The organism is Ideonella sp. (assembly GCF_041914305.1).
Lineage (GTDB): Bacteria > Pseudomonadota > Gammaproteobacteria > Burkholderiales > Burkholderiaceae_C > Ideonella.
Genome location: NZ_JAYSDQ010000001.1, coordinates 1 through 26,682, shown reverse-complemented (window position 1 = coordinate 26,682; position 26,682 = coordinate 1). Strand labels below are relative to the sequence as shown.

The 26,682-nt window shown below is 68.7% G+C and carries 29 protein-coding genes; 19 read left to right on the top strand and 10 right to left on the bottom strand.

Annotated elements, in window-relative coordinates:
* Positions 1 to 40: 40 nt before the first annotated feature.
* The gene (locus ACE3SG_RS00145; RefSeq protein ID WP_374561794.1) at positions 41 to 967 is read right to left on the bottom strand and encodes a recombination-associated protein RdgC; all 927 of its coding nucleotides are present in this window, start codon (positions 965 to 967) and stop codon (positions 41 to 43) included.
* 195 nt (positions 968 to 1,162) lie between these two features.
* Between ACE3SG_RS00145 and ACE3SG_RS00140 the strand changes: the two genes are divergently transcribed.
* Entirely contained in the window at positions 1,163 to 1,693 is a 531-nt protein-coding gene (locus tag ACE3SG_RS00140) for a hypothetical protein (protein ID WP_374561792.1), read from the top strand.
* Positions 1,694 to 1,731: 38 nt separating this feature from the next.
* Positions 1,732 to 2,181, top strand: a complete 450-nt coding sequence (locus ACE3SG_RS00135) for an N-acetyltransferase family protein (protein ID WP_374561790.1) — start codon at positions 1,732 to 1,734, stop codon at positions 2,179 to 2,181.
* A gap of 127 nt (positions 2,182 to 2,308) precedes the next feature.
* Here ACE3SG_RS00135 and fahA read toward each other — a convergent pair whose 3' ends face one another.
* From fahA to ACE3SG_RS00105, 6 genes are all read right to left on the bottom strand, one after another.
* Positions 2,309 to 3,595: a fumarylacetoacetase gene (fahA, locus tag ACE3SG_RS00130; protein ID WP_374561789.1), complete on the bottom strand. Its 1,287-nt coding sequence runs from the start codon at positions 3,593 to 3,595 to the stop codon at positions 2,309 to 2,311.
* A gap of 76 nt (positions 3,596 to 3,671) precedes the next feature.
* Positions 3,672 to 4,229 (bottom strand): VOC family protein, encoded by a 558-nt coding sequence (locus tag ACE3SG_RS00125; protein WP_374561788.1) that lies wholly within the window; start codon positions 4,227 to 4,229, stop codon positions 3,672 to 3,674.
* A 12-nt stretch (positions 4,230 to 4,241) separates the two neighbouring features.
* Positions 4,242 to 5,294, bottom strand: a complete 1,053-nt coding sequence (gene hppD / locus ACE3SG_RS00120) for a 4-hydroxyphenylpyruvate dioxygenase (protein ID WP_374562439.1) — start codon at positions 5,292 to 5,294, stop codon at positions 4,242 to 4,244.
* 267 nt (positions 5,295 to 5,561) lie between these two features.
* On the bottom strand, positions 5,562 to 6,590 hold the full coding sequence (locus ACE3SG_RS00115) for a Bug family tripartite tricarboxylate transporter substrate binding protein (RefSeq protein WP_374561786.1): 1,029 nt from the start codon (positions 6,588 to 6,590) through the stop codon (positions 5,562 to 5,564).
* 53 nt (positions 6,591 to 6,643) lie between these two features.
* Complete coding sequence (locus tag ACE3SG_RS00110) at positions 6,644 to 7,531, bottom strand: DMT family transporter (RefSeq protein ID WP_374561784.1); 888 nt, start codon at positions 7,529 to 7,531, stop codon at positions 6,644 to 6,646.
* On the bottom strand, positions 7,528 to 8,484 hold the full coding sequence (locus ACE3SG_RS00105) for a LysR family transcriptional regulator (protein ID WP_374561783.1): 957 nt from the start codon (positions 8,482 to 8,484) through the stop codon (positions 7,528 to 7,530). The genes ACE3SG_RS00110 and ACE3SG_RS00105 overlap by 4 nt, the downstream gene beginning before the upstream one ends.
* Before the next feature lie 98 nt (positions 8,485 to 8,582).
* On the opposite strand from ACE3SG_RS00105, the gene ACE3SG_RS00100 reads away from it, so the two are divergent.
* A complete protein-coding gene (locus tag ACE3SG_RS00100; RefSeq protein WP_374561781.1) occupies positions 8,583 to 9,476 on the top strand; it encodes a DMT family transporter in 894 nt (297 codons plus the stop codon).
* Positions 9,477 to 9,488: 12 nt separating this feature from the next.
* Here the strand turns inward: ACE3SG_RS00100 and ACE3SG_RS00095 are convergent, their stop codons facing one another.
* Complete coding sequence (locus ACE3SG_RS00095) at positions 9,489 to 10,028, bottom strand: DUF2242 domain-containing protein (protein ID WP_374561779.1); 540 nt, start codon at positions 10,026 to 10,028, stop codon at positions 9,489 to 9,491.
* A 149-nt stretch (positions 10,029 to 10,177) separates the two neighbouring features.
* Here ACE3SG_RS00095 and ACE3SG_RS00090 point away from each other — a divergent pair, with 149 nt between their 5' ends.
* The 6 genes from ACE3SG_RS00090 to ACE3SG_RS00065 all read left to right on the top strand — a co-directional run bounded on the left by ACE3SG_RS00090 (position 10,178) and on the right by ACE3SG_RS00065 (position 14,800).
* Positions 10,178 to 10,480 (top strand): urease subunit gamma, encoded by a 303-nt coding sequence (locus ACE3SG_RS00090; protein ID WP_374561777.1) that lies wholly within the window; start codon positions 10,178 to 10,180, stop codon positions 10,478 to 10,480.
* A 12-nt stretch (positions 10,481 to 10,492) separates the two neighbouring features.
* Positions 10,493 to 10,798: an urease subunit beta gene (locus ACE3SG_RS00085; RefSeq protein WP_374561775.1), complete on the top strand. Its 306-nt coding sequence runs from the start codon at positions 10,493 to 10,495 to the stop codon at positions 10,796 to 10,798.
* Entirely contained in the window at positions 10,798 to 12,525 is a 1,728-nt protein-coding gene (gene ureC, locus ACE3SG_RS00080; RefSeq protein ID WP_374561773.1) for an urease subunit alpha, read from the top strand. Before ACE3SG_RS00085 ends, ureC begins: the two co-directional genes overlap by 1 nt.
* A gap of 150 nt (positions 12,526 to 12,675) precedes the next feature.
* Entirely contained in the window at positions 12,676 to 13,113 is a 438-nt protein-coding gene (locus tag ACE3SG_RS00075; protein ID WP_374561771.1) for a universal stress protein, read from the top strand.
* Between the two features lie 318 nt (positions 13,114 to 13,431).
* The gene (ureE, locus tag ACE3SG_RS00070; protein WP_374561770.1) at positions 13,432 to 14,100 is read left to right on the top strand and encodes an urease accessory protein UreE; all 669 of its coding nucleotides are present in this window, start codon (positions 13,432 to 13,434) and stop codon (positions 14,098 to 14,100) included.
* Positions 14,051 to 14,800, top strand: coding sequence for an urease accessory protein UreF (locus tag ACE3SG_RS00065; RefSeq protein ID WP_374561769.1), 750 nt, complete (start codon positions 14,051 to 14,053; stop codon positions 14,798 to 14,800). The genes ureE and ACE3SG_RS00065 overlap by 50 nt, the downstream gene beginning before the upstream one ends.
* A gap of 12 nt (positions 14,801 to 14,812) precedes the next feature.
* Here the strand turns inward: ACE3SG_RS00065 and ACE3SG_RS00060 are convergent, their stop codons facing one another.
* Both ACE3SG_RS00060 and ACE3SG_RS00055 read right to left on the bottom strand, forming a co-directional pair.
* Positions 14,813 to 16,078 (bottom strand): HD-GYP domain-containing protein, encoded by a 1,266-nt coding sequence (locus ACE3SG_RS00060; protein ID WP_374561767.1) that lies wholly within the window; start codon positions 16,076 to 16,078, stop codon positions 14,813 to 14,815.
* A gap of 49 nt (positions 16,079 to 16,127) precedes the next feature.
* Entirely contained in the window at positions 16,128 to 17,813 is a 1,686-nt protein-coding gene (locus ACE3SG_RS00055; protein ID WP_374561765.1) for a hypothetical protein, read from the bottom strand.
* Positions 17,814 to 18,045: 232 nt separating this feature from the next.
* Between ACE3SG_RS00055 and ureG the strand changes: the two genes are divergently transcribed.
* From ureG to ACE3SG_RS00005, 10 genes are all read left to right on the top strand, one after another.
* Positions 18,046 to 18,684, top strand: coding sequence for an urease accessory protein UreG (ureG, locus tag ACE3SG_RS00050; RefSeq protein ID WP_374561763.1), 639 nt, complete (start codon positions 18,046 to 18,048; stop codon positions 18,682 to 18,684).
* A 177-nt stretch (positions 18,685 to 18,861) separates the two neighbouring features.
* Positions 18,862 to 19,983, top strand: coding sequence for a 4-oxalomesaconate tautomerase (locus ACE3SG_RS00045; protein ID WP_374561761.1), 1,122 nt, complete (start codon positions 18,862 to 18,864; stop codon positions 19,981 to 19,983).
* A complete protein-coding gene (locus ACE3SG_RS00040; protein WP_374561759.1) occupies positions 19,980 to 21,014 on the top strand; it encodes an amidohydrolase family protein in 1,035 nt (344 codons plus the stop codon). The genes ACE3SG_RS00045 and ACE3SG_RS00040 overlap by 4 nt, the downstream gene beginning before the upstream one ends.
* Before the next feature lie 17 nt (positions 21,015 to 21,031).
* Positions 21,032 to 21,715 (top strand): 4-carboxy-4-hydroxy-2-oxoadipate aldolase/oxaloacetate decarboxylase, encoded by a 684-nt coding sequence (ligK, locus tag ACE3SG_RS00035; RefSeq protein WP_374562438.1) that lies wholly within the window; start codon positions 21,032 to 21,034, stop codon positions 21,713 to 21,715.
* Positions 21,716 to 21,757: 42 nt separating this feature from the next.
* Positions 21,758 to 22,732 (top strand): Bug family tripartite tricarboxylate transporter substrate binding protein, encoded by a 975-nt coding sequence (locus ACE3SG_RS00030; RefSeq protein ID WP_374561757.1) that lies wholly within the window; start codon positions 21,758 to 21,760, stop codon positions 22,730 to 22,732.
* Positions 22,733 to 22,857: 125 nt separating this feature from the next.
* Complete coding sequence (locus ACE3SG_RS00025) at positions 22,858 to 23,781, top strand: DUF1932 domain-containing protein (protein WP_374561755.1); 924 nt, start codon at positions 22,858 to 22,860, stop codon at positions 23,779 to 23,781.
* A 1-nt stretch (position 23,782) separates the two neighbouring features.
* Positions 23,783 to 24,694 carry an amidohydrolase family protein gene (locus tag ACE3SG_RS00020; protein WP_374561754.1) on the top strand — a complete coding sequence of 304 codons (912 nt, stop codon included), beginning with the start codon at positions 23,783 to 23,785 and terminating at the stop codon, positions 24,692 to 24,694.
* A 148-nt stretch (positions 24,695 to 24,842) separates the two neighbouring features.
* The gene (gene ligA, locus ACE3SG_RS00015) at positions 24,843 to 25,232 is read left to right on the top strand and encodes a protocatechuate 4,5-dioxygenase subunit alpha (protein ID WP_374561752.1); all 390 of its coding nucleotides are present in this window, start codon (positions 24,843 to 24,845) and stop codon (positions 25,230 to 25,232) included.
* 85 nt (positions 25,233 to 25,317) lie between these two features.
* On the top strand, positions 25,318 to 26,178 hold the full coding sequence (locus tag ACE3SG_RS00010) for a class III extradiol dioxygenase subunit beta (protein ID WP_374561750.1): 861 nt from the start codon (positions 25,318 to 25,320) through the stop codon (positions 26,176 to 26,178).
* On the top strand, positions 26,175 to 26,682 hold a 508-nt coding region (locus ACE3SG_RS00005; protein ID WP_374561749.1), incomplete at its 3' end, for a Gfo/Idh/MocA family oxidoreductase. The genes ACE3SG_RS00010 and ACE3SG_RS00005, both read left to right, overlap by 4 nt.

Below are 26,682 nucleotides of genomic sequence, written 5' to 3'. Positions count from 1 at the left end.
GCGGGCCGCGCGCCATCGGTGGTCGCGGCGCCGGCGGCGGTCAGGCCGGTGCCAGCTCGCCGTCCAGTGCGGCCACCAGGTCGGGGATCAGCTGGCGCAGCTCGCCGGTGGCGATGGCGGCGTCGGCGTCGAAGCCCTCGTCGGCGCGCGAGCGGCCGGCGTCGAACAGCCCGTCGTCGACGCTGAGCTTCTTGATCTGCAAGGTGTCGGTCAGCACGAACGAGACCCTGCCCTTCCAGGTCAGCGCCAGCCGGGTGGGCTGCTTGCCGCCGGCCATCACGTGGGCGCGAACCTCGTCGGTGTCCAGCGGGTGGCGCGCATAACGAACGACGGATTTCATCTCGTCGGCCGATTTCAGCTCACATTCGCGGTCGACGGTGAAAGCCGACGGCGGCTCGCCACCGGCGAGCCAGGCGGTCATCGCGGCGGCCGGCGACAGCGTGGTCTGCACCAGGCGCAGCGCCAGGCCGTCCAGCGATTGCACCAGCATCGTCGCCGCCTCTTCGGCCCGCTTCGCGCTGCTGGCGTCGACCATCAGCAGCTGGGCCTTGGTGTCCATCCACACATTCACCGAGGCCTGCTTGGTGAAGGCCTGCGGCAGCAGCGCGAGCACGGCTTCTTCCTTCAGCTCCTTGGCATGCCGTTTGCCCGGCTTGCGCCCAGTGGCCTGTTCGGACTTTTTTGCCAACTCTTCCACACGCCGTTTGACCACCGCTGACGGCAAAACCTTCTGCTCGACCATCAAACGCATCAGCCATTGACCACCGATCGACTCGACCAGCGGCGCCGTACCGCCCTCACCGCCGTCGCCGTGGCGCGGCGAGACCCAGCCCGCCGACATCGGCTGCGTGGCCATGCACGGCACGAAGCGCGCCTTGGCCAGGCCGTCTTCGACCTCGGTCAGCGTGGGCCCCCAGGGCTCGCCGCTCGCCGCAGCGAGCCGGTAGACCACCAAATTCTTGAACATCAACAAGGCCACTGGGCCCCCTTCTCATGCATGGCGTGGTTTCTGAAGACAAACGGGCCGTTGCGCTCGCGCATCAGCCCGGTGTCAGGATTGTCTGTCATACCGTCATGGGCATAAGCTGCCTCAGAACTTGCCTGTTAGGCTGGGCTACACTTAAAACCCTTGGGGGGTTCAACAGCTGTATCGGGGAATCTCATGAAATACCGTGAAGTCGTGATCTTCAATGGCGACACGTACACCGTGCCGCAAAACATCCAGCGCATCGATCACCTGGCCACCCACGGCTGGCAACTGCGCTACGGCGGAACCAAGCTGTTCTCGGACCACACCAGTGACGGCAGCGGCGCTGCCGCCTCGCTGGAAGCGGCCACCAAAGAACTGCTCAAGCGTATCGCCAAGCTGCCCGCGCCCTCGCGGCTGCAGCAAAAGCCGAATCACAACAAGACCAGCGACCTGCCGGTGGGCATCTCGGGCCCGATCGTGCGCCAGCGCCGTGGCGGCCGGGTGCGCGACTGCAGCCTCGCCGTGCTCTTGCCGCGTTATGGCCAGCCGGCGCGCCGGGTCAACGTCTACATCGGCACCGAGAACACCTACACGGTCGAGCGCTTCCAGGAGGCGCTGGCCAAGGCGGTGGAGATGCGCGAACGCGCAGTGTCGGCCTACGAGACGGCGACCACCCGGGCGATGCGGGCGGCTGGCCGCGAAATGCGCGCCAACCTGCGTTGACCGCGCAGGCCCCGATCACCGCGCCCCAGGCGGGCGCGGTGCCCATCGTTCGCCGCGCGCAGCCCGGTGACCTGGAGCCGCTCGCGGCGCTGTTCGACGCCTACCGCGGCTTCTACGAGCAAGCATCCGACCTCGTACTCGCCCGCCGGTTCATGGCCGAGCGGATGACGCGGGACGAGTCGATTGTTTTCGTCGCGGTGCCGGCCGAAGGCCAGGCGCTAGCGGGCTTCTGCCAGCTCTACCCGACGTTTTGCTCGGTCGAGGCGGCCCCCATCCGTGTGCTGTACGACTTGTTCGTCAGCCCCGGCGCCCGCGGCCAGGGCCTGGCCGGCGCGCTGATGCAGGCGGCGGAAGACGATTCGCGCCGCGCCGGCTGTGTCCGGCTCGACCTGTCGACCGCGCACACCAACCTCAGCGCCCAGGCTTTGTATGAATCCCGGGGCTGGAAGCGCGACGAGGTGTTCAGGTACTACAGCCTGGCTTTGTAGCTTGCTGGTGGCAGTTCCGGCCACCAGCATGCTCGTTAGGACCGCGGCTGCGCCGCAGCGAATCCGCGCTGTCCCTTCGTTAGGGGACAGCCGCCCGCACGACGAGCCTGCCCCTCGCGGCCGCCCGTCAGCCCTTGCGCGGGCGCGCCGGCAGCACCGTGCCGCGGCATTCGCCGAAGCCGATACGGCGCGCCCCTGGGCGCTCGCAGTGGGCCTTCAGGATCACCGTGTCGCCGTCTTCGAGGAAGCTGCGCTGCTCGCCGTTGGACAGTGTCAGCGGCTGCTTGCCGCCGTTGCTGAGTTCGAGCAGCGAGCCGGCCTGCTCGGGCGCGGGGCCTGACAGCGTGCCGCTGCCCAGCAGGTCGCCGGCCTGCAGGTTGCAGCCGTTGACGGTGTGGTGGGCCACCAGCTGGGCGATCGTCCAGTAGGCGTCGGCGTAGTTCGAGCTGGAGACACGGTCGCCCGCATGGCCGGCCTCGCGCATCGCCGCGGTCTGCAGCCAGACCTCGAGCGTGATGCCGATCGCGCCCTGGTCGCGGTTCGAGGCCGAATCCAGGTAGGGCAGCGGCGCCGGGTCGCCTTCGGGGCGGCGGAACGGCTGGCGGAAGGGCGCCAACGCCTCCAGCGTCACCATCCAAGGCGACACGGTGCTGGCGAAGTTCTTGGCCAGGAACGGGCCCAGCGGCTGGTATTCCCAACCCTGCACGTCGCGCGCGCTCCAGTCGTTGAACAGCGTGAGGCCGAACACATGCTCTTCGGCCTGCTCCATCGGCACCGGCTCACCCAGCGCATTGGGCCGGGCGATGAAGATGCCCAGCTCCAGCTCGTAGTCGAGCCGGCGGCTGGGGCCGAAGTTCGGCGCGCTGCCTTCCGGGGCCGTGGCCGGCCGCGTCTGGCCCCAGGGCCGGTGGAACGACTGGCCGCTGACGCCGATCGACGAGGCGCGGCCGTGGTAGCCGATCGGCACCCACTTGTAGTTCGGCAGCAGCGGGTTGTCGGGGCGGAACTGCCTGCCCACTGTCGTGGCGTGGTGGATCGAGGTGTAGAAGTCGGTGTAGTCGCCGATCGTGCACGGCAACCCCATCTCGGCCGCGCTTTGCGGCACCAGCGCCTCTTTCCAGCGCGTGGCCAGCGCAGAGCCGGCGCGCAGCCCTTCGGACAAGGCCGTGCGCAGCGCACGGCGCGGCTCGGGCGCCAGGCGCATCAGGCTGTTCATGTCCGACGCGTCGAACAGCCCGGCGGCCCGCAAGTCGAGGATCTGGTCGCCGATCGCGACGCCCAGGCGCCACTCGCCACCCGCGACGCGAAAGCGCCCGAACGGCAGGTTCTGGATCGGGAAGTCGGTGTGCGTGTCGTTGGCCGATTCGACCCAGCTTTGCAGCGCCGGGTCCAGCGTGTCGTTCAATCCGATCATGATGTTTGCCCCCTACGTCGCTGCGCGCCGGTCCCCCCGTGGGGGAGCGATCGCCTTGGGAGCGGCCCGGCGGCGATCATGAGCCGGCCCTTTCAGCGCCACCGAATTCCTTGGCGTGCAGGAAGGCCGCGTGCTTGGGCGCGCGCTTGGTCTTGGACCACTCTTCCAGCATGTCCCACTTGACCTTGTCGAGCTCTTTCAGCTGGGCTTCTTCGGCCGGGTCCGGGCAGGCCAGCTCGACGCGGTGGCCGTTGGGGTCGAAGAAGTAGATCGAGTGGAAGATGCCGTGGTCGGTGACGCCGAGCACGTCGACGTCGTTGGCTTCGAGGTGGGCCTTGAACTCGAGCAGCTCGGCACGGTCCTTCACGCGGAAGGCGATGTGCTGCACCCACTCGGGCGTGTTCAGGTCTCGGCCCATCGGCGGCTGCGTCGGCAGCTCGAAGAAGGCCAGCACGTTGCCCATGCCGGCGTCCATGAAGACGTGCATGTACGGATCAGGCGCTTTGGTCGATGGCACGAAGTCCTCGGCGATCGCGAGCACGAAGTCCATCTTCAGCATCTTCTGGTACCAGAGCACCGTCTCTTTCGCGTCCTTGCAGCGGTACGCGACGTGGTGGATCCTGTCGATTTTCATGACGATGTTCCTTCAGGCGGTTTGCAGCACGCCACGGCGGATCTGGTCGCGCTCGATCGACTGGAACAGCGCCTTGAAGTTGCCTTCGCCGAAGCCGTCGTCGCCCTTGCGCTGGATGAACTCGAAGAACACCGGGCCGAGCAGCGTCTGCGAGAAGATCTGCAGCAGCAGGCGCGGGCGTTCGCCGCTGGTCGAGCCGTCCATCAGGATGCCGCGCGTCTGCAGCGCCGCCACGTCTTCGCCGTGGCCGGGCAGGCGCTCGTTCAGCATCTCGTAGTAGACCTCGTTGGGTGCGCTCATCAGCGGCACGCCGGCCATCGCCAGCTGGTCGATCGTGGCCTTCAGGTCTTCGGTCAGCAGGGCCACGTGCTGGATGCCCTCGCCGTTGAACTGCATCAGGAACTCTTCGATCTGGCCCGAGCCCTTCTTCGATTCCTCGTTCAGCGGGATGCGGATCTTGCCGTCCGGCGCGGTCATCGCCTTGCTGGTCAGGCCGGTGTACTCGCCCTGGATGTCGAAATAGCGGATCTCGCGGAAGTTGAACAGCTTCTCGTAGAACGCCGCCCAGAACGTCATGCGGCCGCGGTAGACGTTGTGCGTCAGGTGGTCGATCAGCTTCAGGCCCACGCCCGCCGGGTGGCGCTCGACGCCGTCGACGAATTCGAAGTCGATGTCGTAGATCGATTTGCCGTCTTCGAAACGGTCGATCAGGTACAGCGGCGCACCGCCGATGCCCTTGATCGCCGGCAGCCGCAGCTCCATCGGGCCGGTCGGGATCTCGATCGGCTGCGCGCCCAGCTCCAGCGCGCGGGCATAGGCCTGGTGGGCGTCTTTCACGCGGAAGGCCATGCCGCAGGCGCAGGGGCCGTGCTCGGCGGCGAAATACGCGGCCTGGCTCTTGGGCTCGTTGTTGACGATGAAGTTGATGTCGCCCTGGCGAAACAGCAGCACGTTCTTCGAACGGTGCTTGGCCACGAGCGAGAAGCCGAGCTTCTCGAACAGGGGTTCCAGCTGGCCGGGGGTGGGCGAGGCGAATTCGACGAATTCGAAGCCCATCAACCCCATCGGGTTGTCAAACAGGTCGGTGGTGGTGTGGCTCACGGCGATGCTCCTTGAAACGGTGACGGTCATTGACGGCGAAAGAGTCAACAGCCGCACGCGGCGGAGCACCCGGCACACCCCGCACGCTGCGCGCCAAATGGTCACCGACGACACCTTGAAAAACTGGCGAGGTCATGGACGTTTGGGGCGTTGGAGTGAGGTGGCGGCCAAAACCGTCAGTGTACGGTCGAATTCCCGGCATGCCAAGCGTGGCGCGCCCGGGGCCCGCTGTCAATCGAGCGTGATATTCGCCTTCTTGACCAGCTTGGCATACCGGGCCACCTCGCTGCGGAAGAACGCCGCTGCCGCCTCCGGCGTGCTGGGGTGGATGTCGTTGCCCTGCCTGGCCATCGCCTCCTTCACCTCGGCGGTGTTGAAGGCGGTCACGAACGCATCGTGGATGCGCCTGACCTCGGCCGGCGGCAGCTTGGCCGGGGCGATGACCGCGAACCAGCCCTCGATCTCGACCCCCGGCATGCCCTGCTCGGCGAAGGTCGGCACATCCGGCGCGGCCGCATTGCGCTTGGCGCTCATCACGCCGATCGCGCGCAGCGAGCCGTTCTTCAGCTGGCCCTGGATCGCCGGCAGCGCCAGCACACCCAGCTCGACCTGGCCGCCCACCAGGTCCGCGATCATTGGGCCGGCGCCCTTGTAGGGAATGTGGCGGATCGGCACGCCGGCCTCGTCGACGAAGAGCTCGGCCGCCAGGTGCAGCACGGTGCCGTTGCCCGACGACGCGTAGTTGTAGGCATCGGGCCTGGCCTTCAAGAAGGCGACCAGCTCCTTCGCATTCTTCGCCGGCACCTTGGCCGGGTTGACCACCAGCACCATCGGCGTGGTGCCGAGCACGCTGATCTCGGTGAAGTCTTCCACCGTGTCGAACGGCATCTTCTTGTAGACGCTGGGGTTGATGACATGGTTGTTCGAGACGATGCCGATGGTCAGCCCGTCCGGCGCGGCCTTGGCCAGCACCGAGGCCCCGGTGACGCCGCCCGCGCCGGGCAGGTTCTCGATGATCACCGGCTGGCCACCCAGCGCCTTGATCAGGGCCGGCTGCGCGGCGCGGGCAATCGTGTCCACACCCGAACCGGCGCCCACCGGCAGGATGATCTTCAGCGGCTTGTCATTGGCCTGGGCGCGCGCAGGACCTGGCGTCAGCTGCGCAATGGCCGCCACCAGGGCAGACGCGCCCGCGGCGATCAGGGCGGCGCGGCGCCGGTGCGGGCATACGGTGGCAGAAGGGGCTGTGCGGGGCGGCATGCGTGGGTCTCCGTCGGGTATGGGGCCAGCCAGCGGATGATCGCCCAGCTGGCTCAACGCCTGGCCAGCCAGACCCCGAACACCGCCACCCCCATGCCGACCAGGGCCAGGCCGGTGAGGGTTTCGCCAAACAGCGCCCAGGCGATCAGCGCCGTGGTCGGCGGGGTCAGGTAGAACAGGCTGGCCACGTTGACGGCGCTGCCGCGGCGGATCAACACGTTCAGCAGGCTCACCGCCCCGAGCGACAACACCAGCACCAGCCAGCCGAGCGCGAACACGAAGGCCCCGGTCCAGTGCACCTGCATGGTTTCGGTCTGCCGGGCGACCACGAACGTGAGGGCCAGGCAGGGCAGGAACTGGATGACCGAGCCGGTGCGCAGATCGAACGCCGGGCAGAACCGCTTCTGGTAGAGCGTGCCGGCGGTGATGCCGAGCAGCGCCACCACCGCAGGCGCCAGCATCTGCGCCAGCGCGGCCGAGCCCACGCTGGCCGCCACCTTGTGCGCCACCACCAGCGCCACACCGGCAAACCCCAGCGCCAGGCCCAGCCACTGCGTGGGCCGCACGCGCTCGCCCAGCCACGCCCCGGCGCCCAGCGCCGTGAGCACCGGCTGCAAGCCGACGACCAGGGCCGTCACCCCGGCCGGCAGGCCGTGCCCGATGGCGGTGAACACGCCGCCCAGGTACACCGCATGCACCAGCACCCCCGAGACGGCGATGTGCAGGCACTCGGCGGCGCTGCGCGGCCACGGCGCGCGGGTCAGCCCGGCGATGGCGCCCATCAGCACCAGCACCGCCACATAGCGCACGGTCAGAAAGGTCAGCGGCTCAGCGTCGGGCAAGCCGAACTTCGCGCCGATGAAACCGGTGCTCCACAGCGCAACGAACAGCAGCGGATACAAGCGCGTCGAGGCGTGGGGCGAATTCGTCGAGGAGGTCATGGTGGTGTGTTGTCTGATTCCTGGGTCGCCTTGCCCGATGCGCGCCCTGCCCCGGCGGCCACCAGGTGGTCGATCAGCACGCGCACCTTCTGCGGCAAGAAGCGTGAGGGCGAGTACACCGCGTGCACGGTGCGGGTGCCGTAGGGCCCGGCCAGCCGCCAGTCGGGCAGCAGGCATTGCAGCCGGCCGGCCCGCAGCGCGTGGGCCGCGGTGAAGTCCGGCACGATGCCGATGCCCACGCCGGCCTCGACCGCCGACAGGATGCCCTTGCTGTTGTTGATCGTCAGCGGGCCCCGCACCCGCACCGCCGCCGGTGCGTGCCCGTCACGTTCGAACTCCAGCCGGTCCTGGAACGGGCCGTAGCCGAGGTAGACGCAGCCGTGCGTGGCCAGGTCGGCCGGTGCCTGCGGCTCGCCGTGCGCGGCCAGGTAGGCGGGTGTGGCGACCAGCTGGTACGACATGTCGAACAGCGCCCGCGCCACCAGCCCGGGCGACAAGGCCCCCGGCGCGGCGATGCGGATGGCCAGGTCATAACCCTCGTCGGCCAGGTCGACCATGCGGTCGATCAGCGTCAGGTCGACCTCGACCTCGGGCCAGCGCGCCAGGAAGGCCGGCAACTGCGGCACCAACCAGACCTCGCCGAACACCGTGGGTGCACTGACCCGCACCCGGCCCTGCGGCGCCATCGCATAACGCCCGGCCAGCGCCGACACCTCGCGCGCCGTCTGCGCGATGCGGGCGCAGCCGGGGTAGACCTCGGCGCCCAGCTCGGTCAGCGAGACCGAGCGGGTCGTGCGATTCAGCAGCTTGACGCCCAGGTGGCTTTCGAGCCGGGCCACCGCGCGGCTGACGGCCGAGGTGGTCAGCCCCAGCTGGCGGGCCGCCGGTGCAAAGCCCCGCAGCTCGACCACCTTGGCGAAGACCCACATCTCGGACAGCAGTTCGACGGCCATTTGTTGACTCTTGGGAATCAATGCGATGCCTGGATGCAGGATTGTGGCGCGAACGGCGGCGTGAGATCGTCCAGCATCCCTTTCCCAGAGCCTTCACGATGAACACCGATTCCCGCTCCGGCACCTGGCGCATGCTGGTGGCGATGGCCCTGTCCGGCACGATCGGCCTGTTGGTGGTCGAGAGCGGGCAGCCACCGGCGGTGGTGGTGTTCTTTCGTTGCCTGATCGGCGGTGCCTGCCTGCTGGGCTGGCTGGCGTGGACCCGCGGCTGGCGGCCGATGAGCCGGCGCGACCTGGGCTGGCTGGTGCTCGGCGGCGCCGCGCTGGTGGTGAACTGGCTGTGCCTGTTCTCGGCCTACCGCACGGTCAGCATCTCGGTCGCCACCGTCGTCTACCACACCCAACCGTTCATGCTGGTCGCACTGGCGGCGCTGTTCCAGGGTGAGCGCATCGTGGCCGGCCGGCTGCCCTGGCTGGGGCTGGCGATGGTCGGCGTGGTGCTCAGCAGTGGCCTCGAATGGGGCGCCGGCTCGGCCGCGCCGGCCTGGCAAGGGGTGGCGCTGGCCTGCACCGCCGCGGTGCTCTATGCGATCGTCACGCTGGCCACCCAGCGCCTGAAGCACCTGCCGTCGGCCCAGATCGCGGCGGTGCAGATGGGGGTCGGCGTGCTGATGCTGGCGCCGCTGGCGCTGCCGCTGCAAGCGCCGCTCGGCGCGCGTGGCCTGGCCGCTGTTGCGGTGCTGGGCGCCGTGCACACGGCCTTCATGTACACGCTGATGTACGCCGCGTTCCAGCGCCTGTCGTCGCAGGCCGTGGCGGCGCTGTCGTTCACCTACCCGGCCGTGGCGCTGCTGGTCGACCTGGCCTGGTACCACGCGGTGCCGAGCGCCGGCCAGTGGCTGGGGATGGCGTTGATCGTCGTTGCCGTCGTCGCCCACCGGCTCGGGTGGGACCTGTTCAAGCCCCGCGCCCGCGGCGTGCGCCCGGCCTGAGCGCTGCGCCGGCTATTCGGACGCGGCCTGCTCGCGCAGGTAGCGGTGCATCAGCGAGAAGAAGCGGTCGTAGAACGGGCCGGCGGGGATCGTCTCGCTGGCCACCTTGACCAGTGAATCGTCGCTGGACATGAACGGGATCGACACCGAGCCGATCGCCGACACCCCCACGCTGGCCGAGTTCGGGCTCTTCTTCAGCGCGTAGCGGTCTTGCAGCGCACTGACATAGGCGGTGGCCAGCTTGCCGCCGCTGCCATCGGCCGCGCAGACGACATGGAACTCGATCTGCACGTGCACGTCACCCTCGGGCTGGAAGCTCTTGGTGCCGTTGATCGCATCGGCCTTGAGCACCGACACCACATAGCCCTGGCTCAGCAAGGCGCGGCGTGCGGCCTCGCAGGTCACGTCGACCGGCGCGTCGAACAGGCGCGAGAAGGTCTCGTTCGATTCAAAACCTTCTTCCTGGTAGACCTTGACCTTGGGCGCGGTGGAGTTGCAGCCGCCGGCCAGCGCCAGCGCGGCCGCGGCCAGGGCCCAGCGGAGAGAAGGCAAAAAGGTTCTTGCGTGCATCACGGGTCGAATTATCCGGGCTGTGTGGACACGCGGTCGTGACCATCGGTTCCATCTTGGTGCTGGCATCGGCCTTGCTGGATACTGGGCCGCGCCGGTGGGCCCTGCCCTGCCGCGCTGGAGACCGACCGATGGACCTGACCCCGCGCGAGAAAGACAAGCTGCTGATCTTCACCGCCGCGCTGCTGGCCGAGCGCCGGCGCGCCCGCGGGCTGAAGCTGAACCACCCCGAGGCGGTGGCGCTGATCAGCGCCGCGATCATGGAGGGCGCCCGCGACGGCAAGACCGTGGCCCAGCTGATGAGCGAAGGCAAGACGGTGCTGACGCGCCACGACGTGATGGACGGCGTGGCCGAGCTGATCCCCGAGATCCAGGTCGAGGCCACGTTCCCCGATGGCACCAAACTGGTCACCGTGCACCAACCGGTGGCATGAAAGGCAGGCCCGATGATCCCCGGTGAGTTGTTGACCGACCCTGGCGAGCTGGTGCTGAACCCCGGCCGCCGCACCACCACGCTGGTGGTCGAGAACGCCAGCGATCGGCCGATCCAGGTCGGCTCGCACTACCACTTCGCCGAGACCAACGCCGGCCTGCGCTTCGATCGCGCGGCCGCCCACGGCATGCGGCTGAACATCGCCTCGGGCACCGCCGTGCGCTTCGAGCCGGGGCAGCAGCGCACCGTCGAGCTGGTCGACCTGGCCGGCGGTCGCGTGGTCTTCGGCTTCCGTGGCCTCGTGCAAGGGGCCTTGTGATGGCGACGATCGGGCGACGCGCCTATGCCGAGATGTACGGCCCCACGGTGGGCGACCGGCTGCGGCTGGCCGACACCGGCTTGGTGATCGAAGTCGAGCAAGACTTCACCTTGCGGGCCGGCGGCCATGGTGAAGAGGTGAAATTCGGCGGCGGCAAGACCATCCGCGACGGCATGGGCCAGGGCCAGGTGCCCAACGGGCCCGGCGCTCATGAGGCGATGGACTGCGTCGTCACCAACGCGCTGATCCTCGACCACTGGGGCATCGTCAAGGCCGACATCGGCCTCAAGGGCTCGCGCATCGCGGCGATCGGCAAGGCCGGCAACCCGGACGTGCAGCCGGGCGTGGACATCGTCATCGGCCCGGGCACCGAGATCATCGCCGGCGAGGGGCTGATCGTCACCGCCGGCGGCATCGACAGCCACATCCACTTCATCTGCCCGCAGCAGATCGACGAGGCCCTGGCCAGCGGCGTGACGACGATGCTCGGCGGCGGCACCGGCCCGGCCACCGGCACCTTTGCCACCACCTGCACGCCGGGGCCGGAAAACATCCACCGCATGCTGCTGGCGGCCGACGCCTTCCCGATGAACCTGGGCTTTCTCGGCAAGGGCAACGCGAGCCGGCCCGAGGCGCTGCGCCAGCAGATCGAGGCCGGCGCGATCGGGTTGAAGCTGCACGAGGACTGGGGCACCACGCCGTCGGCGATCGACTGCTGCCTGGGCGTGGCCGAAGACACCGACACCCAGGTCTCGATCCACTCGGACACGCTGAACGAATCGGGCTTCGTCGAAGACACCATCGCGGCAACCCGGGGCCGCACGCTGTGCGCCTTTCACACCGAGGGTGCCGGGGGTGGCCACGCGCCGGACATCCTCAAGGTGGTCGGCGAGGCGAACTTCCTGCCGTCGTCGACCAACCCGACGATGCCCTACACCGTCAACACGGTCGACGAGCACCTGGACATGCTGATGGTCTGCCACCACCTCGACGCGGCCATCGCCGAGGACCTGGCGTTTGCCGAAAGCCGCATCCGGCGCGAGACCATCGCCGCCGAAGACGTGCTGCACGACCTGGGTGCGATCAGCATGATGTCGTCCGACAGCCAGGCCATGGGCCGCGTCGGCGAGGTGATCATCCGCACCTGGCAGACGGCGCACAAGATGAAGGCCCAGCGCGGGCCGCTGCCCGGGGATTCGGAGCGCCACGACAACACCCGCGCCAAGCGCTACATCGCCAAGTACACGATCAACCCGGCGCGGGCCAACGGCATCGCGCACGAGGTGGGCTCGATCGAGGTCGGCAAATGGGCCGATCTCGTCTTCTGGCGCCCCGGCTTCTTCGGCGTCAAGCCCAGCCTGGTGCTCAAAGGCGGCTTCATCGCGCTGGCCGCGATGGGCGACCCGAACGCGTCGATCCCCACGCCGCAGCCGGTGCACATGCGGCCGATGTTCGGCGCCTTCGGCGGCGCCCTGGCGCGCGGCTCGCTCACCTTCGTCAGCCAAGCGGCGCTGGCCGGCGGCGTGGCCGAGAGCTACGCGCTGCACAAGCGGCTGGCCGCGGTGAAGGGCAACCGCAGCGTCACCAAGCGCGACATGGTCCACAACGCCTACCTGCCGACGATGCAGATCGACCCGCAGACCTACGAGGTGCGGGCCGATGGGGTGCTGCTGACCTGCGAGCCGGCCAAGGTGTTGCCGATGGCGCAGCGGTACTTCCTGTTCTGACGGGCTCGGGCGCCCGGGTGGCGCCAGATGAGGCCGGATGAGGTATGTGTCACAACTTCGCGGTGCGGCGGCCCGCGCGCCGCTCAACCCGACCGGAGGCGGGTCGATAGGCCGTAGACGGACCGCGGTGGTTCGCCCGAGGAGACTGCGATGTCGTTCAAGAAGATCCTGGTCACGACCGACCGGTCGGCACTGTCGAACAAGGCCATCCACGCGGCCATAGAGCTGGCGCAGGAATCCGGCGCCAAGCTGGTCGCCGTCACCGTGGTCCAGCCCGACCCCTACGCCGGCATGGCCGGCCGCCAGAGCGAAGCCAGCGACAGCCACTTTGCCCGCCAGCGCGTGCAGGCCGAAGAGTGCCTGCACGACCTGCGCGCCGCGGCCGAGAACGCCCACATCGAGTGCGACGTGCTGACCAAGGAAACCGACACGCCGTGGGAAGGCATCGTCGAAGCTGCCGAAGAAGAAGACTGCGACCTGATCGTGATGGCCACCCGCGCCCGGAGCATCTGGTCGACGCTGTGGAAGCGCAGCCAGATGCAGGCCGTGCTCGCGAATTCGAAGCGGCCGGTGCTGGTCTACCGCTAGGGTGTCCTGTCCCGCAGAGAACTGTCATTGCGACGGGACGCAATGGGGATGATCGCGAGTCGACGAGCCGGGCAGATACCCTGGTATCTGCCCGGCTTGGCGGCGCTGCGAGCGCCCCATTTCGCCCCGCCCGCAGGGTTCGACCAGATGGCGCCCTCGCGCGCCCGGTCATCAGGGCAGATACGCTGGGTATCTGCCCAGCCGCCCGGCCGCGCGATCATCGCCATCTGGTCGAATCTCAATGGCAGTTCTCTGCGGGACAGAACACCAGCCGCCACGGCTACCATCGGGGCATCCCAGAATCCCCGAGACAGCCGCATGTTGAATGTCACCAAACTGATGCCGCAGGGTCGCGGCCTGGCCGCGGCGCTGCTCAAGCGCGCCGCCAGTGTCGAGCTCGACTGGGACGTGCGGCAGAAAAGCCGCTTCGATGCCACCGACAGCCAGGGCCGCGCGCTCGGCGTGTTCCTGCCCCGCGGCCAGGTGGTGCGCGGCGGTGATGTGCTGGTGGCCGAAGACGGCAGCCTGATCGTCGTCAAGGCCGCGCCGCAGCCGGTGCTCGAGGTGCGCGCCTGCGCCGAGCACGGCACCCCGCTGGACCTGCTGCGCGCCGCCTACCACCTGGGCAACCGCCACGTGACGCTGGAAGTGCAGCCCGACCACCTGAAGCTCGAACCCGACCATGTGCTGGCCGACATGCTGCGCCAGCGCCACCTGATCGTGACCGAGGCCCAAGGCGCCTTCGAGCCCGAGGGCGGCGCCTACGCAGCCACCGGCGCCCACGGGCACTCGCATGACCATGGGCACGCCCATGACCATGCACACGGGCACGACCACGCCCATGACCACGGCCACGCCAAGGCCGACGATCACAGCCACGACCAGGGGCACGAGCACAAGCACGAGCACCAGCACGAGCACGGCCCCGGCTGCGGCCATGACCACAGCCACGACCACGGTCACGGGCATGGCGGTCACCGGCACTGAGCCGGCCCCATCCAGCCCGCCGGCCGCCTCGACGCTGATGCGGCTGATGTGGCTGGCCTCGCCGGCCCTGCCGGTCGGCGGTTTCAGCTATTCCGAAGGCCTGGAGGCGGCGGTCGAGGCCGGCCAGGTGCACGACGAGGCGAGCGCGGCCCGCTGGGTGCACGACCAGCTCAGGCTCGGCCTGGGCCGCGCCGACCTGCCGCTGGTGGCGCAGGCTTTCGGCGCCTGGCAAGCCCATGACCTGCCCCGCGTGGCCGCGCTGAACGACTGGGTGCGCTGCACCCGCGAGAGCAGCGAGTTTCGCCAGCAGACCGAACAGATGGGCCGCTCGCTGCACGACTGGCTGCGCCAGCGCACCCCGGGCGACGAGCGCGTGGCCTTTCTCGGCCAGCTCGCGCCCGCCCCGACCTGGCCGGTGGCGTTTGCGCTCGCCGCGCTGCATGCCGGCGCCGCCGCGCGCGAGGCGCTGATCGCCTGTGCCTTCGGCTGGGCCGAGAACATGGTGCAGGCGGCCTTGAAGGCCGTGCCCCTGGGCCAGAGCGCGGGCCAGCGCATGCTGGGCCAGGCCGTCGAGGCGATCGGCCCGGTGGTCGACGCCGCGCTCGCCACGCCCGACGATGCGCGCCAGGCTTTCACGCCGATGCTGGCGATCCTGTCGGCCCAGCACGAGGCGCAGTATTCGCGGCTGTTCCGCTCCTGATGGCAGGCGGCGTCAACGCGCCGGCGCGCTGCTGCTGGCGTCGAAGTAGTAGGTGGTGCGCTTGCGCGGGCTGAGGTATTCGTACGCCGCCGGGGGCAGCTCTTGCGGCTTGAGCGTGCGCGCGATCGTCACCTCGGGCTCTTGCTCGAGCTCGACCAGCACCGCCTCGTCGCGCGGCACGTCGGCGTCGTAGAGCAGCACCGTCGGCTTCAGTGGCCGCGTGCTGTTGACCGCCACCACCAGGCCCATCACCCCGTTCGACAGCACGACGATCGTGCCGGGCGGGTAGATGCCCATGCAGCGCACGAAGGTCGACAGCGGCGTCGCCTCGAAGTGCGCCCGCTGCTGCGCCCACATCACCGACAAGGCCTCGTGCGGCGTCAGCGCACGCGCCGGGTTGTTCGGGTTGCACAGGTTGTCGAAGGTGTTGGCGATCGCCACGATCTTCGCCAGCAGCGAGATCTGCGGCCCCTTCAGCCCCTTCGGGTAGCCGCTGCCGTCGACCCGCTCGTGGTGCTGGGCGATCACGCTCATCGCCTCGGCCGGCAGGTACAGCTTGTTCCCGATCTCCAGCCCGAACGCGCAGTGCTGCTGCAGCGCCACCGTCTCCTGCCGCGTCAACGGCTCGAGCTTGCGCGTGATGCGGTCGGGCAGGTTGAGCTTGCCCACGTCGTGGAACACCGCCCCCATGCCGAGCGCGCGGATCGCCTCGGGCGGTGCCTTCAACTCCTTGGCCAGGGTCATCGCCAGCAACGCGACGTTGAGCGAGTGGAAGTAGACATCGTCGCCGCCGATCTTGTCCTTCATCAGCTGGATCGCGATGTCGGCCTCAACCAGCAGCGAATCGGCCATCGTCTGGACCAGGTGGGTCGCCTCTTCGCGCGCCACGCTCGGCTGCGCGAACAGGTTCTGGCTGATCGACCTCATCGCCCGCGCCGACGACAGGAACTCGCGCTCGCAGGCGGCGGCGCGCCGGCGCTGGGCCGACAGGCGCTCGATGCGCTCACGCTTGGCCTGGTAGACCGGTCCGTCGCGCGGGGCGGTGGGCGGCGGCGGCGCATCGACCAGCGGTTCGGCCAGCGGCTCGACGTCGCTCCTGGCGGGGGAGTAGCGGATGCGCGTGAGCCCCAGCGATTGCAGGGTCTCGATCTGGTCGAGGCTGCGGATCTTGAAGCTGGAAAAGGTGAAGGGGTGCTCCGTCCACGGCAGATCGAGGTGCACATGCAGCCCGATGCGCAGCTGCTGCGGCGACACGAACTGCGATGTCGACTCTCCCATGGTCGCCAATATAGGCAAACCGCGGGCCCGGTGGCTTGTCCTGGCGCAATCAGGGTGTTTCGCGCTGCCAGACGGCGAACAACACCTTGGCCTTCTGCCAGGCCGACAGGCGCTCGTCGGACAGCACGTCGAGAAAGTCCGACAGGCGCTTGGACTTGCCGATCGTGTAGAAGGTCAGCAGCGTGGTCAACACAAACACCACGGCGAACAACACGATGCGCCGGGGCATCGGCGCATCGGCCTCGGCCAGCAGGTTCATGCCGAGAAAGCCGGTGGTCACCGTGCCGATCAGGCCGAACATCGTCACCACCGTCAGCCGCACCACCGTGTTGGCCTGGCGGCGCAGGCTGTCGGCATCGAGGTACGCGTTCATGTCCGCCACGCGCTCTTTCACGTCGGCGTACAGCGCGTCCAGCCCCAGGTGGCCGGCGGTCATCTGGAACAGCGCCCGCGCCTGCGCCTGCTCGGCGACCTCGTGGAACCAGTAGCGGTGCGTGAAGCGCAGGAAGCTCTCGAAACAGCTGCGGATCTCGCGCTTGAAGCGCTTGACGCTGTGCGCATCGCGCACGTTCAACCGCCGCAGCGCCTGGGCCAGCCGGTCGCTGAACATCAGCAGCGAGGCCTTCTGGAAATGCGCGATCAGGAAGATCATGAAATGCGGGTGGCGAAACTGCGCCAGCACGCCCCGGTCGCCACAGCGAAAGAAGTGCGCATCGGCCCGCCCCACCACCACCAGCGAGCGGCCGCTGCACAGGTAGCGCGTGTCCGGCGCCGCGCCCTGCGGCGACCAGAAGCGGTCATAGCAATGGCGCGCCTCGAAGTCGGCCAGGTGGCATTCGGCGTACGGCAACTCACCCTCGCCGCCGGCACCGGTCACCAGGCCCAGCCGCACGAAATCGGACCGTGACAGCGCGCGCGGGTCGTCGAGCGCCAGGTAGGCCATCGTCGGCATGCGGTAGTACTCGATCTGGCGGTAACGCAGCTGGCCGGCCGCGCCGGAATGGTCGGGCACCAGCGGTTCGAGCAGCCAGGCCCAGTGCGACGAGATGCGCGGCGAGCGGTGCTCGGCCACCTGGGCCAGGAAGACCTCGCGCGCGCTGGCATCGGACCGGGCCAGCACGCGCCCGTCGGCCGTCAACCACTCGACCGCGTAGTGGCAATGCTGCGGCCGGCCGGCTTCGTCCCAGCCCGGCGGGTAGGCCCGGCCGGTGCGATAGAGCAGCTCTTGCGCCAGCCGCAACGGCAACTGCTCGGCCGCGAACTCGACGTTCAGCACCACCACGTCCACATCGAAGAAGAAGTACAGGTCCACGTGCACGACCCGCAGCTCGGTCGGCTCGGCGCCGGCGTGCGGCCAGACGCGGGCACGCGCCACGTCGCGGCGGCGGAACACGCGCATCGGCGCGCCCTGGTCGTCGCCATCGGCCTGGGTGCGCGCGGCCCGGCCTTCGCCATACAAGAAGCGCTGGACGTAAGGCAGGAAGGTGACGAACTCGCTGTAGTGGCGCTCGTGGAACTGCGCGGGGTCGCCGGTGTATTCGTCGACCTGCTCTTGCCACGGCGATGCGGCGCCCAGATCGCGCAGGCGGTGCCATGGGGCGCGCTCGTCGCCATCGTCACGGTCGGGCATCAGGCGCAGCGGCCACAGCAGCACCTGCCGCAGATGCTGCACGGTGGGCCCGGCAGGCTTGGCCGGCGCCGCCCCGGTGGCCGTTGGCGCGCTCTGATCAAGCATGGCGTGAGTGTCGCCGGGCTGGTGGCCCACAGCAAGACAGGGGCACGCGGCAGCAACAAGGGCGAAACACCGGCACCGCAAGATGCGCCGGGTGCGGACGGCCGGGCGGCCTCCGGTGCCCCCTCCCTCACCCGGGGGCGGCCCGGCCGCCGCACACCCCGGCCCGGGTGTTCAGGCACGCGACGTGCATGCCATGATGGCGCGACAATCCGCCGCCCTTCGCCCTGCCGCCATGACCACTGCCCCGCCCCGCCGCACCAAGCCCCTGCCCCCGTTGCGCGTGGGCGTCGGCGGGCCGGTCGGCTCGGGCAAGACCACCCTGGTCGAGATGCTGTGCAAGACCATGCGCGAGCGCTGGGACCTGGTGGTCGTCACCAACGACATCTACACCAAGGAAGACCAGCGCCTGCTCACCGTGGCCGGCGCGCTGGAGCCCGAGCGCATCATGGGTGTCGAGACCGGCGGCTGCCCGCACACGGCGATCCGCGAAGACGCCTCGATCAACCTCGAAGCGGTCGACCGCATGCTCGACCGCTTCCCCGATGCCGACATCGTCTTCATCGAATCCGGCGGCGACAACCTCGCCGCCACCTTCAGCCCCGAGCTGAGCGACCTGACGATCTACGTGATCGACGTGGCGGCGGGCGAGAAGATCCCGCGCAAAGGCGGCCCCGGCATCACCAAGAGCGACCTGTTCGTCATCAACAAGACCGACCTGGCGCCCTACGTGGGGGCCGACCTGTCGGTGATGGAAGCCGACACCCGGCGCATGCGGGGCGCGAAGCCGTTCGTGATGACGAACCTGAAGACCCGGGCCGGGCTGGCCGAGGTGGTGGCGTTCATCGAGCGCAAGGGCTTGCTGACGGCGTGAGGCGCGGTGCCGTTCGCCTGGGCCAACCGCACCATGCCATGCCATGCCATGCCATGCCATGCCATGCCATGCCATGCCATGCCATGCCAAACGAAGATAGCTGCTAGTCCCCACCCAACCTAGCCGGCATGGCGACCGGTTCCGAGAATGCAAGCCACTGCCTCGGACACAGCGCCCATGCCTCAAACCGCCATTCCCTGCCTGCTGATGCGGGGCGGCACCTCGAAGGGGCCGTTCTTCAGGGCCGCCGACCTGCCGGCCGACACGCCCACCCGCGACCAGGTGCTGCTGGCCGCGATGGGCTCGCCCGACAAGCGCCAGATCGATGGCCTGGGCGGCGCGCACCCGCTGACCAGCAAGGTCGGCATCGTCTCGACGAGCACGCGCCCCGGCATCGACCTCGAATTCCTGTTCGCACAGCTGCAGCCCGACAAGAGCACCGTCGACACCACGCCCAACTGCGGCAACATGCTCGCCGCCGTCGTGCCGTTTGCGCTCGAAACCGGCATGGTGCCGGCGCAGGGCGAGACCAGCACCTTTCGCGTGCTGACGCTGAACACCGACATGGCCTGCGACATCACCGTGCAGACGCCCGGTGGCCAGGTCGAGTACGAAGGCGACGCGCGCATCGACGGCGCACCCAGCACCTCGGCGCCGATCACGATCAACTTTCTCGACACCGCCGGCTCGGTCTGCGCGGGCCTGCTGCCCACCGGCCGCGTGCGCGACACCATCACCGTCGAAGGCGCCGGCTTCGCCAGCTTCACGCTCGACGTGACCTGCATCGACAACGGCATGCCGCTGGTGATCTTCAAGGCCGCGGACCTGGGCCGCAGTGGCTACGAGAGCGTGGCCGAGCTGAACGCCGACGCCGACCTGAAGATGAAGATCGAGGCGCTGCGCCTGACCGTGGCGCGCCGCATGGGCCTGGGCGATGTGAGCAGCAAGAACTACCCCAAGATGACCTTGATCGCGCCGCCGCGCGCCGGCGGTTCGCTGACGACACGCAGCTTCATCCCCCATGTGTGCCATGACGCGATCGGCGTGCTCGCCGCGGTCACCGTGGGCACCGCCTGCGTGCTCGAGGGCTCGGTCTGCGACGGCGTGGCGGTGATGCCCAAGGGGGCCACCAAGAAGGTCTCGGTCGAGCACCCGACCGGCGAATTCAGCGTCTCATTGGCCACCGACCCCGCCAACCCGCAAAGCGTGACCCAGGCGGCGCTGCTGCGCACCGCGCGCTTGCTGATGCGCGGCGAAGTGATGGTGCCCGCATCGGTCTGGAAAGGACATCCAGCATGAGCCTCGTCATCGACGTCCATGGCCACTACACCACCGCGCCGGCCGCGCTGGGCGCCTGGCGCGACCTGCAGATCGCGGGGTTGAAAGACCCGTCCAAAGCGCTTCGCGCCGCCGACCTGAAGATCAGCGACGACGACATCCGCGAGACGATCGAATCGAACCAGCTCAAGCTGATGAAGCAGCGCGGCTCGGACCTGACGATCTTCTCGCCGCGCGCCAGCTTCATGGCCCACCACATCGGCGACTTCGAGACCTCGTCGGCCTGGGCCGCGATCTGCAACGAGCTCTGCTTTCGCGTCAGCCAGCTGTTCCCGGACCACTTCATCCCCGCCGCGATGCTGCCGCAGTCGCCAGGGGTGGACCCGAAGACCTGCATCCCCGAACTCGTGAAGTGCGTGGAGCAGTACGGCAATGTCGGCATCAACCTGAACCCCGACCCGTCCGGCGGCCACTGGACCTCGCCGCCGCTGAGCGACCGGCACTGGTACCCGATCTACGAAAAGATGGTCGAGTACGACATCCCCGCGATGATCCACGTGAGCACCAGTTGCAACGCGTGCTTCCACACCACCGGCGCGCACTACCTGAACGCGGACACGACCGCCTTCATGCAGTGCCTCACGTCGGACCTGTTCAAGGACTTCCCGACGCTGAAGTTCCTGATCCCGCACGGCGGTGGCGCGGTGCCCTACCACTGGGGCCGTTTTCGCGGCCTGGCGCAAGAGCTGAAGAAGCCGCTGCTGCAAGAGCACCTGCTGAAGAACATCTTCTTCGACACCTGCGTGTACCACCAGCCGGGCATCGATTTGCTGACCACCGTGATCCCGGTCGACAACATCCTGTTCGCCAGCGAAATGATCGGCGCGGTGCGCGGCGTCGACCCCGAGACCGGCTTCAACTACGACGACACCAAGCGCTACATCGAGGCCTCGACGATCCTGACGCCCGAGCAAAAGCACCAGGTCTACGAAGGCAACGCGCGGCGCGTCTTCACGCGGCTGGATGCGGCGTTGAAGAAGAGAGGGCAGTGAGCATGAGCAACCTACCGATGAACCAGCTCGGCGTCGTCAAGCGCCGCATCGAGCGCGCCGACAAGGCCGCAGTCGACAAGCTCTCGCAGTTCGGCGTCGCGACCATCCACGAGGCGATGGGCCGGGTCGGGCTGATGAAGCCCTACATGCGCCCGGTCTACGCCGGCGCCAGGCTCTGCGGCACGGCAGTCACGATCCTGCTGCAGCCGGGCGACAACTGGATGATGCACGTGGCCGCCGAGCAGTTGCAGCCCGGCGATGTGGCGGTGGCCGCCTGCACCACCGACAACGAAGACGGCTTCTTCGGCGATCTGCTGGCCACCTCGTTCCAGGCGCGCGGCGCCAAGGGCCTGGTGATCGACGGCGGGGTTCGCGACGTGGCCGAGCTCGAGAAGATGGGCTTCCCGGTCTTCAGCAAAGCCATCCACGCCAAGGGCACGATCAAGGCGACGCTGGGCTCGGTCAACGTGCCCATCGTCTGCGCCGGCGCGGTGGTGAACCCCGGCGACGTGGTGATCGCCGATGTCGACGGCGTGGTCGTGGTGCCCGCCGCGATCGCCGGCCAGGTGGCCGATGCGGCCGAGAAGCGCGAGCGCTTCGAGGGCGAGAAGCGCGCCAAGCTGGCCAGCGGCGTGCTCGGCCTGGACATGTACCAAATGCGCGAGCCGCTCGAGAAAGCCGGGCTGCGCTACGTCGATTGAACAACTGACCTGTTGTGGATGGGAACCAAGACGATGACAACCATGAACCGCCGCGCCGCCGCGGCACTGTGCGCCGCCGCGGCCTGGGCAGCCACCTGGCCTGCCCAGGCGCAGGAGTGGCCGACCAAGCCGGTGCGCATCCTCACCCCGTTCCCGGCCGGCGCGGGGCCCGAGGCGGTGCTGCGCGTGCTGGCCGAGAAGCTGCAGAAGAAATGGGGCCAGCCGGTGGTGGTGGAGAACAAGCCCGGCGCCAACGGCTTCATCGCCATCGACGCGTTCAAGCGCGGCGCGACCGATGGCACCGACCTGATCCAGCTCGACAACGTGCACCTGGTGGCCTACCCGCACCTGTTCAAGAAGCTGCCGTACGACCCGGTGAAAGACTTCGAGCCGGTGACGCCGCTGTTTCGCACCTACTTCTTCGTCGGCGTGGGCAGCACCAGCCAATACAAGAACGTGGGTGACATCGTGGCCGACGCCAAGGCCCACCCGGGCACGCTGAACTACGGCTCGTGGTCGGTCGGCAACCCGGTGCACCTGGGCTCGGCGTTGCTCGAGTCGATGACCAACACCGAGATGCAGCATGTGATCTACAAAGAGACCTCGATGCTGTACACCGGCGTGGCCAACGGTGAGCTGAACTTCGCGCTCGGCTCGCTGGCCACCGCCGGCCCATTGCAACGCTCGGGCAAGCTCAAGTTCATCGCCGTCACCGCGCCCAAGCGCCACCCGGCTTTCCCCGACGTGCCGACGGTCGCCGAATCCGGCGGCCCCGCGGGCTACGAGGTGACCGGCTGGACAACGATCGCCGCGCCCAAGGGCCTGCCGAAAGCGGTGGCCGACAAGATCCAGAAAGACATCGAAGCCGCGCTGGCCGAACCGGACATCAAGGACCGCTACGCCACCTTCGGCTACGAGACCTTCCCGGTCACCCGCGACCAGTTCCATGCCTTCATCGGCGCGGAGTCCACCAAATACGCCGACGTGATCAAGCGGGCCAAGGTCGCCTTGGACTAGCCCCCACGCCCCTCCGGGGCTGCCCCCCGAGGGGGCTCGCGCAGCGGACCGGCAAAGCCGGATCCGCGCACGCCACTTGGAGGGCGGCGGCCGCTGCGCAGCGCCACCATGGAATGCGAGGCATCATGATGAACCCTAAACACTGGCAGATCGGGCTCGTCGGCTACGGCGAGGTGGGCCGCATCCTGGCGGAAGACCTGCGCAAGCAGGGGGCGGCGGTCAGCGCCTGCGACCTGAAGCTGGGCCATGCCGAGAGTGCCGGGCCGCTGATGGGGCATGCGGCCCGGCATGGTGTGCGGCTGACCGCGTCGCACACCGAGCTGGCGGCCGGCAGCGACTTGATCATCAGCGCAGTCACCGCCAGCCAGGCGGTGCCGGTGGCGCAGGCTTGCGCCGCGGCGCTGCGGCCCGGCGCCTTCTTTCTCGACCTCAACTCGGCCTCGCCGGGCGCGAAGCAGCGCGCGGCCCAGCTCGTCCAGGCGGCCGGTGGGCGGTATGTCGAAGGCGCGGTGATGACCAGCGTGCCGCCGTACCGCATCAAGGTGCCGCTGCTGCTGGGCGGGCCGGATGCGGCCGCGCTGGCGCCCACGCTCGACGCGCTCGGCTTTGCGGCCCAGGTGGCGAGCGCGCAGATCGGCGTTGCGTCGGCCACCAAGATGTGCCGCAGCGTGATGATCAAGGGCCTCGAGGCGATGGTCATCGAGAGCTTCACCGCCGCGCGCCACTACGGTGTCGAAGACGCGGTGATCGCCTCGCTGCGCGAGACCTTTCCCGGCATCGACTGGGAGAAGCAGGCCGCCTACTTCTTCCAGCGCGTGATCGAGCACGGGCGGCGCCGCAGCGAGGAGGTGCGCGAGGTTGCGCAGACGGTGCGCGAAGCGGGGCTCGAGCCCTGGAGCGCCGCCGGCACCGCCGAGCGGCAGGCCTGGGTCGCCGACCTGGCCGACGCGGGTGTCTTCGGCCCACGGGACATGCCGGGCTTTGCCCGCAGCCCCGACTGGCGCACCGAAGCCGATCGCATCCTCGGCACACTGAAGAAGAAGGACTGAGATGCCGTTCGACAAGACTCCAGGCTGGCTGGACTGGTACGCCGGCCCCGCCAAGCCGCGCTTTCAGTTGCCGCCCGGCAGCGTCGACGCGCACTGCCATGTGTTCGGCCCGGGTGACGAGTTTCCCTTCGCCCCCGAGCGCAAGTACACGCCGTGCGATGCGGGCAAGCAGCAGCTCTTCGCGCTGCGCGATCACCTCGGCTTTGCCCGCAACGTGATCGTGCAGGCCACCTGCCACGGTGCCGACAACCGCGCGATGACCGATGCCTGCCTGGCCTCGAACGGCCGGGCCCGCGGCGTGGCCACCGTGCGCCGCAGCATCAGCGAGGCTGAGCTGCAGCAGCTGCACGCCGCCGGCGTGCGCGGCGTGCGCTTCAACTTCGTCAAGCGCCTGGTCGACTTCACGCCCAAGGACGAGCTGCTGGAGATCGCCGGCCGCATCGCCCAGCTGGGCTGGCACGTGGTCGTCTACTTCGAGGCGGCCGACCTGCCCGAGCTGTGGGGCTTCTTCACGGCACTGCCCACCACCCTCGTCGTCGACCACATGGGCCGGCCCGATGTGAGCCAGCCGGTCGACGGGCCCGAGTTCGAAGGCTTCGTCAGGTTCATGCGCGAGCACCCCAATGTCTGGAGCAAGGTCAGCTGCCCCGAGCGCCTGTCGATCACCGGCCCGAAGGCGCTGAATGGCGAGCAGGCCGCGTACCGCGATGTCGTGCCCTTCGCCCGCCGCATCGTCGAGACCTTTCCCGACCGGGTGCTCTGGGGCACCGACTGGCCGCACCCGAACCTGAAAGACCACATGCCCGACGACGGGCTGCTGGTCGACTTCATTCCCCACATCGCGCCCACCGCCGAGCTGCAGCGCAAACTGCTGGTCGACAACCCGATGCGCCTGTATTGGCCTGAAGAATGAAGCCCCCACGCTCCCTTCCGGTCGCTGCCCCCCGAGGGGGCTTTTGCAGCGGACCGGCTAAGCCGGATCCGCGCAAATCCCTTGGTTCGGTTGGCGCGGTGTCACACCCGCTTCGACGGCAAGCCCCGCGCCATTCAGGAGAGCCCCCATGGCATTGAACAAGCCCTACCAGGACGTGCCCGGCACGACCATCTTCGACGCCGAGCAGTCGCGCAAGGGTTATTGGCTGAACCAGTTCTGCATGTCGTTGATGAAGCCCGAGAACCGCGCCCGCTTCAAGGCCGACGAGCGCGCCTACCTCGACGAGTGGGCGATGACCGAGGAGCAGAAACAGGCCGTGCTCGCGCGTGACCTGAACCGCTGCATCGCTGCCGGCGGCAACATCTACTTCCTCGCCAAGATCGGCGCGACCGATGGCAAGAGCTTCCAGTACATGGCCGCCAGCATGACCGGCATGACGCAGGAAGAGTACGCCGCGATGATGCTGGCCGGCGGCCGATCGCCCGAGGGCAACCGTTTCATCGGGGAGAAGAAGTGAAGCGGGCCAAGCGCCGGGCCGCTCCCAAGCCGGCCCGCATTCCCGCGGGGGATCGGCCGATGTACTCATCGGACAAGGGGCTCACATGACCGCCAAGATCACCGCCAGCGTCTACACCTCGCACGTGCCGGCCATCGGCGCCGCGCTCGACCTTGGCAAGACGGCCGACCCGTACTGGCAGCCGGTGTTCAAGGGCTACGAGGTTTCGAAGCAATGGCTGAAGGACGAGAAGCCCGACGTCATCTTCCTCGTCTACAACGACCACGCGACCGCCTTCAGCCTCGAGCTGATCCCGACCTTTGCGATCGGCTGCGCGGCCGAGTTTCCGCCGGCCGACGAGGGCTGGGGGCCGCGGCCGGTGCCCACCGTGATCGGCCACCCGGAGCTGGCCGCGCACATCGCGCAAAGCGTGATCCAAGACGACTTCGACCTGACCATCGTCAACAAGATGCCCGTCGACCACGGCCTGACGGTGCCACTGAGCCTGATGTGCGGCCAGCCTGACGCCTGGCCCTGCCCGGTGATCCCGTTCGCGGTCAACGTGGTGCAGTACCCGGTGCCGTCGGGGCGGCGCTGCTTCATGCTGGGCCAGGCGATCCGCCGCGCGGTCGAATCGTTCGACACCGATCTGAAAGTGCAGATCTGGGGCACCGGCGGCATGAGTCACCAGCTGCAAGGCGCGCGCGCCGGCCTGATCAACCGCGCGTGGGACAACGCCTTTCTCGACCGGCTGATCGACGACCCCGAAGGCTTGTCCCGAATGCCGCACATTGACTATGTGCGAGAGGCCGGCTCCGAGGGCATCGAGCTGGTGATGTGGCTGATCGCCCGCGGCGCGATGGCCGACATCGCTGGCGGTGCAAAGCCCACCGTCAAGCACCGCTTCTATCACGTACCCGCCTCGAACACGGCGGTGGGCCACCTGATCCTGGAGAACCATCCATGACCGACAAGACGATCAAGGTCGCGCTGGCCGGCGCCGGCGCCTTCGGCATCAAGCACCTGGACGGCATCCGCAATATCGCAGGCGTCGAGGTCGTCTCGCTCGTCAGCCGCGAGCTGGACAAGACCAAGGAAGTCGCCGCCAAGTACGGCATCGCCCACGTCAGCACCGAGCTGGCCGACAGCCTGGCGTTGCCCGAGGTCGACGCGGTCATCCTGTGCACGCCGACGCAGATGCACGCCGCGCAAAGCATCGCCTGCCTGAAGGCCGGCAAGCATGTGCAGGTCGAGATCCCGTTGTGCGACGTGCTGCGCGATGGCGAAGAGGTGGCGCAGGTGCAGCGCGAGACCGGGCTGGTGGCGATGTGCGGCCACACCCGCCGCTTCAACCCCAGCCACCAGTTCGTGCACCACAAGATCACGGCGGGCGAGTTCAACATCCAGCAGATGGATGTGCAGACCTACTTCTTCCGCCGCACCAACATGAACGCGCTGGGCCAGCCGCGCA